The organism is Dactylosporangium sucinum (assembly GCF_014647515.1).
Classification (GTDB): domain Bacteria; phylum Actinomycetota; class Actinomycetes; order Mycobacteriales; family Micromonosporaceae; genus Dactylosporangium; species Dactylosporangium sucinum.
The window spans coordinates 91,222-101,532 of record NZ_BMPI01000041.1 but is presented as its reverse complement, the minus strand read 5'-3'; the positions used below and the strand labels follow the sequence as shown (position 1 = coordinate 101,532).

Below are 10,311 nucleotides of genomic sequence, written 5' to 3'. Positions count from 1 at the left end.
TCGAACTTCTCGACCGCGCGGATCAGGCCCAGGTTGCCCTCCTGGATGAGGTCCAGGAAGGCCATGCCGCGCCCCGTGTACCGCTTGGCGATGCTGACCACCAGCCGGAGGTTCGCCTCCAGGAGGTGCGCCTTCGCGGCGCGGCCCTCGCGGATCACGATCTCGAAGGTGTTCATCCACGCGGGGTGCACGTCGCCGTTGGTGAGCTTCTCCTCGGCGTACAGCCCGGCCTCGATCTTCTTGGAGAGCTCGACCTCCTGCTCGGCCGTCAGCAGCTTGGTGCGGCCGATCGTGTTCAGGTAGGCACGAACCAGGTCCGCTGAGACGCCCGCGGTGTCGAGCTGGGGCTCGTGTTGCTCGTCGGCCTCAACATCCGAGACATCCGTCGCGTTGAAGTCCGTGGTGTCAGTCAGCGGCTGGGCCACTTCGCTCGCCTCCCGTGGTTTGACAAGTGGCTCGATCATTCCTACGGGAAGAAGCTTCGCTGAGCGGGCGTGAAGTGGCGGTGAGGCGGCGGAGCCGTGGCACGAATCCGTGAGTCCCGGTGGCGATCAGACCTCCAGCAGCACCGTCCGTGGTCCCACGTTCACACTCTCGACGAGCATGTGGGTGCGGAACCGCCCGGTTTGCACCATTGCACCGCGGACGCGAAGTGCCGCGCAGAACTCCTCGACCAGCGGCTCGGCGACCTCGGGCCGGGCGGCGGCGATCCAGGTCGGCCGCCGGCCCTTCCGAGCGTCGCCGTAGAGCGTGAACTGCGAGACGACGAGCAGCGGCGCCCCGACGTCGGCGGCGGACTTCTCGTCGTCCAGGATGCGCAGTTCGTGCACTTTGCGGGCCATTGTCGCGGCGGTCGCCACCGAGTCGGTGTGCGTCACGCCGACCAGCACGAGCAGGCCGTCCGTGATCGACCCGACGACCTCGTCAGCGACCGTCACGGAGGCCCGCGAAACGGTCTGGACCAGGGCCCGCATCAGGCCACCGGCAGCAGGACGCCGCGCTCCACCAGGTGCGACACGAGCGGCACCGCCACTTCCAGGAGCACATCCGGCGGTACCTCATGAGCCAGCGCGAGCACGTCGACCTGATCCCGCAGGGTCACCGTCCCGTCACACGACCCGACGAGGGTCAGCGCGACCGGGTCCACCTCCTCGATCCAGCGCAGCCCGTCGGGGAGGGTCAGCAGCTGCCGCTCGACCTCCCAGCCCTCCGGCCCCTGCACGGCCTCCTGCCGCAGCCGCAGCCCCGGCGCCGCCCGGAACCGGGTGCCGAGCAGGTCGCCGTGGCGCAGGAAGTCCTGCCGGCCGAACCAGTCGCCGATCAGCGGACCGAGCGGGCCGTCGACGGTCTGCCGCAGGTCCTCGATGCGCACCGTCGGGTCGTCGTTCCCGCCGGCCCGCAGCGTGACCACCCCGAAGCCGATCGCGTCGACCTTCTGCGCGTCGAACCAGTCCAGCCAGGCGGCGGCGAGGGCCGGCTGCGCGCGCGGGTCCTCGCTGGCGTCGCTGAGCCACAGGTTGACGTACGCCACCGGATCGGACACCTCGCGCTGGATGACCCAGGCGTCGAGCCCGGTGCCGGCCAGCCAGTCGGCGACCCGGTCCTCCCAGGACTCGCCGGCGACGTGCAGCCAGTTGGCCAGGAACTGCATGTGCCCGCCGTCGGCCAGCAGCCCGGGCGCGGCGGCGACGAGCTCGGCGCAGACGGCGTCGCCGGGGCGGCCGGAGTCGCGGTAGGTGTGGTCCGAGAAGCCCGGCCCGGCGACGAACGGCGGGTTGCTGACCACCAGGTCGAAGCGGCGGCCGGCGACGGGCGCGACGAGGTCGCCCTCCAGCAGCTCCCAGTCGAGCCCGTTCAGCGCGGCCGTGGTCGCCGCGAACCGCAGCGCGCGGGGCAGGACGTCGGTCGCGGTCACGCGGCCGGCGTGCGTGGACAGGTGCAGGGCCTGCACGCCGCAGCCCGTCCCCAGGTCGAGCGCGGAGCCGACGGGAGCCCGCAGGGTCGCGGCGGCCAGCGTCGTCGAGGCGCCGCCGATGCCGAGCACGTGATCGCCGGGCAGCGGGTGGCCGGGGCGCATGCCGGCGGACAGGTCGGCGACGACCCACCAGTCGCCGTAGGGCTCCAGCTCGACGGCCGCCCGCACGCCGTCGCCGTCGGCCTCCAGCAGGGCCGTCGCCGACTCCAGCGGCAGCGGCGCCAGCGCGTCGGCGACCCGGTCGAGCGGCTCCGTCTGCCCGCAGACGAACAGCCGGATCAGGGTGGCGAGCCGGCCGCCCCGCTCCTCGGTGATCTTCAGTGCGGCCCGGAAGTCGTTGCGGGCCATCGCGTCGGTCGCCGCCGGGCCGAGCTGGTCGCGGATCCCCTGGGCGGTGTAACCGGCCGAGGCGAGCGCCTCGCGCAGCCGGGCCAGGCCGGCGGTGTCGAGCAGTGCGTCCACCCTGCCATCCTGCTATGTCAACGCTGATCGATCCCGATGCAGGCGACGACCCGGCTTGCGTCGGCGGTCAGGAAGATCTGGAAATGGGTCGGCGGGTCCTCGACCTTGGCCTCGCCGGTGCGCAAGGGCCGGTCGCCCGACGCCTGGAGCTGCTCGATCGCCTCGGCGCCGCCGAGCATGGGGTTGCCGATCTTTGCCATGTGCTGCGCCCGCCGCGCGTAGCTTCGGGCCAGCGCGTCCGCCGGCACCGTGTGGTCCCACACGACGTATTCCGCACCCGCGCGGATCGCCGCACCGCACGCTTCGAAGGCCGCACCCGGCTCCTCCGAGAGGAGCCGGAGCAGTGCTTCACGGTCCATGGTCTATATGACCACAAGACGGGACATTCCACTAGGCGGTGCAGTGTTTGAGTTCGGCCTTGATGGCCTGCGGTACCACGGTGTCACAGACCCCGTCGGTTCCGCCCGCAAGCGCGACCCACATTTTCTTCGCGCCGTCGTAGTTGAACAGCACGGTCGCCGGATCGGCGTTCGTCGGCCGGGTCCGGGCCGTGGCGTAGTCCTTGGCGCAGCTGATGTCGGTCAGCCCCGAGCCGAGCTGGATGTTGGCCGACAGCTGTGGGTTGGCGTCGAACGCCTTCTCCAGGGTGGCCGCGTCGACCGGGCAGCCGGCCTGCGGGCTCGCGCCGGGTTTGGTCGGCGCCGGGCCGGTCTGCGGAGGCAGGGACTCCTCCGGGCTCGGCGCGAGGGTGGTCGGCGCGACGCTCGGGGTCGGGCCGTCGCCGGAGCAGCCGGTGAGCGCTCCGGCGACGGCCAGGGGGAGGATGAGTTTCTTCAGCACATCGAGGAATTTACTGGTTGCAATGCTTGAGTTTCGACTGGATCGTCGACGGAACGAGGTTGCGGCAAGGGTTGTCGGTCCCGCCGGCAAGGGCGGTCCAGCTCTTCTTGCCCGTGTCGTACTTGAACACGACCACGGCGACGTCCATCTGCTCCGGCTGGGTGAGAGCGGTGGCCCATCCCTGGTAGCAGCTGATCTCGGCGAAGCCCTTGCCGAGGATGACCGCCTCCGACACCTTCTTGCTGGCCTCGTATGCCTTCTTGAGGGTCGCGGCGTCGACCGGGCAGCCGTCCTTGCCTGCGGACGCCGACGCGGAGGCGGCAGGGGCGGCGCTGGACGGCGCCGCGCTGGTGGGTGCGTCACTCGACGGTGCGGCCGCACTCGTCGGCCCGGCCGCCGCGGGCGAGCCGGCCGGCTCCTCGTCGGAGCAGCCGGCGAGCGCGATCGCCGCGAAGGCGACCGGCAGGAGGATCTTCTTCAGCATGACAACACCTCGGCCTAAACGCAGTTCTTCAGGTGCGGCTGGACCGCCGCCGGAACGTTCGCCTTGCAGACCCCATCGGTGCCGCCCATGACCGCGGCCCAGGTCTTCTTCGCGCTGTCGTACTTGAACACCACCACCGCGGAGTCCGCCTGCTCCGGCTGCGTGCGGGCGGTGGCCCAGCCCTGGTAGCAGCTGATGTCCTTGAAGCCCTTGCCCAGCAGGATCGCGCCGGCGACCTCCGCGTTGGCCTGGAACGCCGTGCGGAGGGCCGCGGCGTCGACCGGGCAGCCGCCGCCCGCCGCGTCGCTGGACGCCGCCGCGCTGGACGGCGCGGCGGCACTCGTCGGGGCCACGGTGGACGGCGCCGCGCTCGACGCCGCGGCGGTGGTTTCGGCCGGCTCCTCGGACGAGCAGCCGGCGAGCGCGATCGCCGCGAAGGCGACCGGCAGAAGAATCCTCTTCATCACACGCGGAATCTTGAGGCTTCCCAGAATCGCGTAGTTGTCGGCTTGTCGACAGGCGGCGCGGTCTCGACGTGAAGGAATTTCCGGTCCGGGCCCAGGCCTGGGCGGGGTCCACATTGGAGGATGGCGCGACCGCTACGGAGCCGCGCCGACCGGCGTCTTCGCCGCGGGCTCGGTCGCGACCCGCCGCGGCGTCCAGTCCTTCAGCGACAGCGCCGGCCGCTCGACCAGGTGCCACGACAGCGCGGCCAGGACCAGCGCGCCGGTCGCCGAGAGCGCGATGTAGGGCAGCACGCCCCAGGCGGCGCCGCCGGCGAGCGCGACGAGCTGCTGCACGGGGAACGCGTAGATGTAGATGCCGTACGAGTAGTCGCGGCGGCGGCCGATGCCGTGCACCGCCGGCGGGAGGACACCGGCCGCCGAGACGAGCAGGTAGGCGTACGCCGGCAGGCCCACGACGAAGAAGCCGCCCACGAGCATCGAGGACACGAGCGCCGCGCCGGCCAGCAGGGCCAGTGCCGGGTGGATCGGGACGCGGTGGCGGTACAACTGGATCGACGCGCCGAGCAGGAACAGGAAGCCCAGATAGATCGTCAGCTGCAGGTTCAGGTGGCCGATCAGCGGGATCGGGCCGATCCCGCCCCGCTGCACCGGCCGCGTCGCCAGCCCGTGGGTCCCCACCGTGCGCAGGAAGTCGCTCACGATCACGGCGTAGGCGGCGAGCGCGAGCAAGGGCACGAGCCAGGTGTGGCGGCGCAGCACCCCGGCGGCGATCAGCGCGATCATGCCGGCGTAGCAGCTCAGCTCGTACACCAGGCTCCACAGCGAACCGTTGAACACGCTGGCGTGCGTGAGCCGGCCGTACGGGGTCTCGGCGAACAGGTCCCCGACGCCCCACACGTGCGGGTTGCCGAACCAGTTGCCCCACGCGTAGGCGAGCGAGGCGCCCGGGTCGCCGAGCCGCCCGCGGGTGGCCAGGCTGACCAGCGGGGCCAGCACGAACGCGAGCACGAGCAGGCAGGTCCAGAGGCCGGGGAAGATCCGCAGGCAGCGGTGCCAGGCGAAGCGGACCGGGCCGAGCCGGCGGCCGCTCGCCGCGACCAGGAACCCGGAGAGGACGAAGAACCCGTCGACGGCCAGCGCGCCGAGGTCGGTCTGGCCGCGGGTGAGGCCGAGGCCGGGGTTGGCGGCGCCCGAGCCGAGCGGCCAGGAGTGCGCGACCAGCACCGCGAGGGCGAGCACGAGGCGGAGCAGGCCCAGACCGTTGGCCTTCGGGTCGTACCGCGTCTGCAGCGTCGTCGTGAAGATCCGCACGTCAGGGTCCAATCCGTCGGTGGTACCGCCGGATCCAACGACCCATGACGCACCAAAGATGCTGAATGCCCGACTTGTTCGTTAAGCGGATTGTGCCAGTTCTTACCCCTCTCGCTCCGGACGCCACGCCACGACCGCTGTCGGCCAACCGGGTTCAACTGCGCACGGCCGCTCTGGTCGCGGGCGCGTGGGCGGTCGTGGTGCTGCTGTACGCCGCCGGGGTGGCCTACGTGCTGCCGCCGCTGCTGGTGGTCGCCGTCGCCGCCGTGCTGCGCGGCGGGCGCACGCTGTTCGACCGGCTCGCCCTCGCCGTCGCGCTGCTGACCGGCGCCGTGTGCCTGGGCGGGCTGGTGTTCGCCGTCTGGCCCTGGGGCCTGCACCCGGTCGCCGTCGCCGGGTTCGCGTTCACGGCGCTGATCGCGATCGCCGCGTGCTGTGGTCGAGGGCCGTCGCTGCCGCGCCCGCGCCGGAGCGACGTCGTCGCGCTGTCGGCGGTCGCCGCGGTCGCGGCGCTGCTCGCCCGGCCGCTGCTGCGCGACGGGCTGACCGGCCGCCTGGCCATCGTGCTCGACGGCGAGGATCTCGCCCGGCACGCGGCGGTGTTCGACGCGATCCGCCGGACCGGCGGCTACCTGTTCCAGCAACCGGACGCCGCGGAGCGCCTCGTCTACCGCGGCATGATCACCTACCCGCAGGGGTCACACCTGCTGGCCTCGCTGGTCGACGGCTTCGTCCGGTCCTCTCCCGGCGATTTCGGCAGCGGTACCGCGATGCTGTCGCACTATCTCGCGTACGTGGCCGGCGGGCACGTGCTGCTGACCCTCGCCCTGGTCTGGGCCGCCCAGTGGCTCGGCGGGGCCGGCCTGACCCCGGCCCGGCAGCTGCCGCTGGTCGCGTTCGTGGCCGGCGTGTGCGGCCTCGGCCAGCTGGTGGAGCTCTGGCGGATGGGCTACCCGAGCCAGACCGCCGGCCTGGCCGCGGCCGTCGCCCTGCTCGCGCTGCTCGCCCGGCCGCTGTCCCGCGTGCGCGAGCAGTTCCTGCTGGTGTCGGCGCTGCTGGTCGCGGTCGGCTTCACGTACTACCTGTACCTGCCGCCGGTGCTCGCGGCCGTCGCGCTGTGGTGCTGGCGGCGGCGACCGCGCGGCCACCGCGTGGCCCTGCTGTGCTGCGCGCTCGCCGCCCTGGTCTCCGCGGGACCGATGGCCGCCGGCCTGCTCCTGGCCGGCCAGGCGGGCGCGCTGTTCACGGTCGGCTCCCTGCGCCTCGGCCGCACCGCGCTCGTCGCGCTGGCCGTGCTGGTCGCGCTGGCGTTCCTGTCCGGCCGGGTCCGCCGGGCACGGATCTGGCGCGGCTACGCCCTGGCCTTCGCGCCGGTCGCCCTCTTCGCCGTCGCGCTGCTGGCCGCCCAGCGCCTCTCGGGCGCGGGCAGCGGCTACTACGCGAACAAGGCGCTGTTCCTGGTCTTCGCGCTGCTCCTGGCCGGCCTGGGCGCCCTGGCGACGGCCACCGTCCGCGTCCCCGTGCGCTGGCCGCTCGCGGTGGCCCTCTTCGCCGCGGTCACCGGCACGTCCGCGGTCGTGGGCCGTCAGCACCGCCCGACCCCGCTGTTCACGGCGGCCGACGCGATCCTGCGCACTTACGCCCGCTACCCGTCCGGCCCGACGGTCATCGTCGGCGACGACAAGGGCTACGACTCGTACCGGATGACGCTCTTCCTGCAGACCCTCCAGCGCACATCGGGCGCGATGGCGACCGCCACCTACGGCCCGGAGCCGGTGACCTCCCCGCGCCGCCTGGACGCGGTGGTGGAGCAGACCCCGGGCCCGCTCCGCCTGGTCGCCCTGTCCCCGGACGCCGAACGGCGGGCGCTGGAGGTCAGCGCCCGCCATCCGTCACGTGCCGTTTCGGTCGTGCTCCTCGATTGATCAGCTGCAGCCGCTGGTGGAGCCGCAGCCCTCGCAGACGTAGCAGGAGCCCGCCGGGCGCATCTTCGTGCCGCAGGTGAAGCACAGCGGCGCGTCGGCGGCCTTGCCCTGGACGAGTTCGAGCAGCTCGGTCGACGAGCCGACCGCGCGCGGCGCGGCGACCTCGACCGGCTTGGCCTTCTCGGCCGGCTTCTCCACCTTCTCCACCGGGGCGCTGTTGCGCATCTCGGTCAGGTCGACGTCCGTCTCGCCGGCCGCCTCGGCGCGCAGCTGGGCCGCGCGCTCGGCCGACGTCAGGATTCCCAGCTCCGAGCGGGTGTCGAAGTCCAGGAAGTCCAGGGCCAGGCGGCGGAAGATGTAGTCCATCACCGAGCTGGCCAGGCGGATGTCCGGGTCGTCGGTCATGCCCGCCGGCTCGAACCGCATGTTGACGAACTTGCTGACGTAGGTCTCCAGCGGCACGCCGTACTGCAGGCCGATCGAGATGGCGACCGAGAACGCGTCCATGACGCCGGCCAGGGTGGAGCCCTGCTTCGACATCTTGAGGAAGACCTCGCCGAGGCCGTCGTCCGGGTAGGACGACGCGGTCAGGTAGCCCTCGGCGCCGGCCACGGAGAACGAGACCGTCGAGCTGGGCCGCTTCTTCGGCAGCCGCTTGCGCACCGGGCGGTACTCGATCACCTTCTCGGTCTTGACGACCACCTCGGCCGGCTCCTCGGCCTTCTCTTCCTTCTTGGCGCTGCTCACCGCCGACAGCGGCTGGCCGACCTTGCAGTTGTCGCGGTAGATCGCGAGCGCCTTCAGGCCGAGCTTCCAGCCCTGGTAGTAGATCTCCTCGACGTCCTCGACGGTCGCCGACTCCGGCATGTTGACCGTCTTGGAGATGGCGCCGGAGATGAACGGCTGGATGGCCGCCATCATCCGCACGTGGCCCATCGGCGCGATCGTGCGCTCGCCCATGGCGCAGTCGAACACGCTGTAGTGCTCCGGCTTGAGGCCGGGCGCGTCGACGACGTGGCCGTGCGCCGAGATGTGCTCGACGATCGCCTCGACCTGCTCCTCCTGGTACCCCAGGGTGCGCAGGGCGCGCGGCACGGTCTGGTTGACGATCTGCATCGAGCCGCCGCCGACCAGCTTCTTGAACTTCACGAGCGCCAGGTCCGGCTCGACGCCGGTGGTGTCGCAGTCCATCATCAGGCCGATGGTGCCGGTCGGGGCGAGCACGCTGGCCTGCGAGTTGCGCCAGCCCTGCTTCGCGCCGATCTCGTTGCCCCGGCGCCACTCCTCGGTCGCCGCGACCTTGATGGCGGCGTCGACGGAGCCGAGCGTGTCGATCGCGTCGTTCGCCGCGGCGTGCTTCTGCATGACCCGCTGGTGCGGCTTGGCGTTGCGGGCGTAGCCCTCGTACGGGCCGACGATCCCGGCCAGCTCGGCCGACCGGCGGTACGCGGTGGCGCTCATCAGGCTGCTGATCGTCGCGGCGACGGCCCGGCCCCCCGCCGAGTCGTACGCGAGGCCGCTCGCCATGAGCAGGGCGCCGAGGTTGGCGTAGCCGATGCCCAGCTGACGGTAGGCCCGGCTGGTCTCGCCGATCTTCTCGGTCGGGAAGTCCGCGAACGAGATCGAGATGTCCATCGCGGTGATGATGAACTCGACCGACTGCACGAACCGCTCGTGGTTGAACGAGCCGTCGGTGCCGAGGAACTTCAGCAGGTTGAGCGAGGCCAGGTTGCAGCTGGAGTTGTCGAGGTGCATGTACTCGCTGCACGGGTTCGACGCGGTGATCCGGCCGGTCTCCGGGCAGGTGTGCCAGTCGTTGATCGTGTCGTCGTACTGGATGCCCGGGTCGGCGCACTCCCACGCCGCCTGCGCGAGCTTGCGGAACAGCTGCTTGCCCTTGACCGTCGACACCACGCTGCCGTCCAGCCGGCCGCGCAGCGCGAACTCGGTGTCGTCCTCGACGGAGCGCATGAACTCGGCGGAGACCCGGATCGAGTTGTTGGCGTTCTGGTACTGGACGCTGACGATGTCCTTGCCGCCGAGGTCCATGTCGAAGCCGGCGTCGCGCAGCGCGCGGATCTTGTCCTCTTCGCGGGCCTTGGTCTCGATGAACTCCTCCACGTCGGGATGGTCGACGTCGAGGATGACCATCTTGGCCGCCCGGCGGGTGGCGCCGCCCGACTTGATGGTGCCGGCGGACGCGTCGGCGCCGCGCATGAACGACACCGGGCCGCTCGCCGTGCCGCCGCTGCTGAGCAGCTCCTTCGAGGAGCGGATCCGGGACAGGTTCACGCCGGAGCCGGAGCCGCCCTTGAAGATCAGGCCCTCCTCCTTGTACCAGTCGAGGATCGAGTCCATCGAGTCGTCGACGGCGAGGATGAAGCAGGCGCTGACCTGCTGCGGGCTCGGCGTGCCCACGTTGAACCACACGGGCGAGTTGAAGCTGAACACCTGGTGCAGCAGCATCCAGGTCAGCTCGAGGCCGAAGACCTCCGCGTCCTGGTCGGTGGCGAAGTACCCGTGCTCCTGCCCGGCCTTCTGGTACGTCGACACCACGCGGTCGATCAGCTGGCGCAGCGACCGCTCGCGCTTGTCCGTGCCGACGGCGCCGCGGAAGTACTTCGTCGTGACGATGTTCGCCGCGTTGACGCTCCACGTCGTCGGGAACTCGACCCCCCGCTGCTCGAAGTTGATCGAGCCGTCCCGCCAGTTCGTCATGACGACGTCGCGGGTCTCCCACTGCACCTCGTCGTAGGGGTGGACGCCCTCGGCGGTCCACACCCGCTCGACACGCAGCCCCTTGCGTGCCGACGTCTTCGTCTTCGTCTCCCCCGCCATCCGCGGCCC

10 protein-coding genes are annotated in these 10,311 nt (G+C 71.6%); 1 reads left to right on the top strand and 9 read right to left on the bottom strand.

What is annotated here, in order from left to right:
• The 8 genes from IEZ31_RS34905 to IEZ31_RS34870 form a co-directional block, all read right to left on the bottom strand.
• The coding region (locus IEZ31_RS34905; RefSeq protein ID WP_373294739.1) for a sigma-70 factor domain-containing protein at window positions 1-464 on the bottom strand (464 nt) is incomplete at its 3' end.
• Between the two features lie 87 nt (window positions 465-551).
• Window positions 552-974 carry a D-aminoacyl-tRNA deacylase gene (dtd, locus tag IEZ31_RS34900; protein WP_190254322.1) on the bottom strand — a complete coding sequence of 141 codons (423 nt, stop codon included), beginning with the start codon at window positions 972-974 and terminating at the stop codon, window positions 552-554.
• Complete coding sequence (locus IEZ31_RS34895; RefSeq protein WP_190254321.1) at window positions 974-2,437, bottom strand: DUF7782 domain-containing protein; 1,464 nt, start codon at window positions 2,435-2,437, stop codon at window positions 974-976. The genes dtd and IEZ31_RS34895 overlap by 1 nt, the downstream gene beginning before the upstream one ends.
• 17 nt (window positions 2,438-2,454) lie before the next feature.
• Window positions 2,455-2,796 (bottom strand): hypothetical protein, encoded by a 342-nt coding sequence (locus tag IEZ31_RS34890; protein ID WP_190254320.1) that lies wholly within the window; start codon window positions 2,794-2,796, stop codon window positions 2,455-2,457.
• A gap of 31 nt (window positions 2,797-2,827) precedes the next feature.
• On the bottom strand, window positions 2,828-3,277 hold the full coding sequence (locus IEZ31_RS34885) for a hypothetical protein (protein WP_190254319.1): 450 nt from the start codon (window positions 3,275-3,277) through the stop codon (window positions 2,828-2,830).
• A gap of 10 nt (window positions 3,278-3,287) precedes the next feature.
• On the bottom strand, window positions 3,288-3,761 hold the full coding sequence (locus IEZ31_RS34880) for a hypothetical protein (protein ID WP_190254318.1): 474 nt from the start codon (window positions 3,759-3,761) through the stop codon (window positions 3,288-3,290).
• A 14-nt stretch (window positions 3,762-3,775) separates the two neighbouring features.
• Entirely contained in the window at window positions 3,776-4,225 is a 450-nt protein-coding gene (locus IEZ31_RS34875; RefSeq protein WP_190254317.1) for a hypothetical protein, read from the bottom strand.
• 135 nt (window positions 4,226-4,360) lie between these two features.
• The gene (locus tag IEZ31_RS34870; RefSeq protein ID WP_190254316.1) at window positions 4,361-5,551 is read right to left on the bottom strand and encodes an acyltransferase family protein; all 1,191 of its coding nucleotides are present in this window, start codon (window positions 5,549-5,551) and stop codon (window positions 4,361-4,363) included.
• 185 nt (window positions 5,552-5,736) lie between these two features.
• Here IEZ31_RS34870 and IEZ31_RS34865 point away from each other — a divergent pair, with 185 nt between their 5' ends.
• Window positions 5,737-7,464 (top strand): hypothetical protein, encoded by a 1,728-nt coding sequence (locus IEZ31_RS34865; RefSeq protein WP_190254315.1) that lies wholly within the window; start codon window positions 5,737-5,739, stop codon window positions 7,462-7,464.
• Here the strand turns inward: IEZ31_RS34865 and IEZ31_RS34860 are convergent, their stop codons facing one another.
• Complete coding sequence (locus IEZ31_RS34860; protein ID WP_190254314.1) at window positions 7,465-10,302, bottom strand: vitamin B12-dependent ribonucleotide reductase; 2,838 nt, start codon at window positions 10,300-10,302, stop codon at window positions 7,465-7,467. It lies immediately after the preceding gene.
• Window positions 10,303-10,311 lie beyond the last annotated feature (9 nt).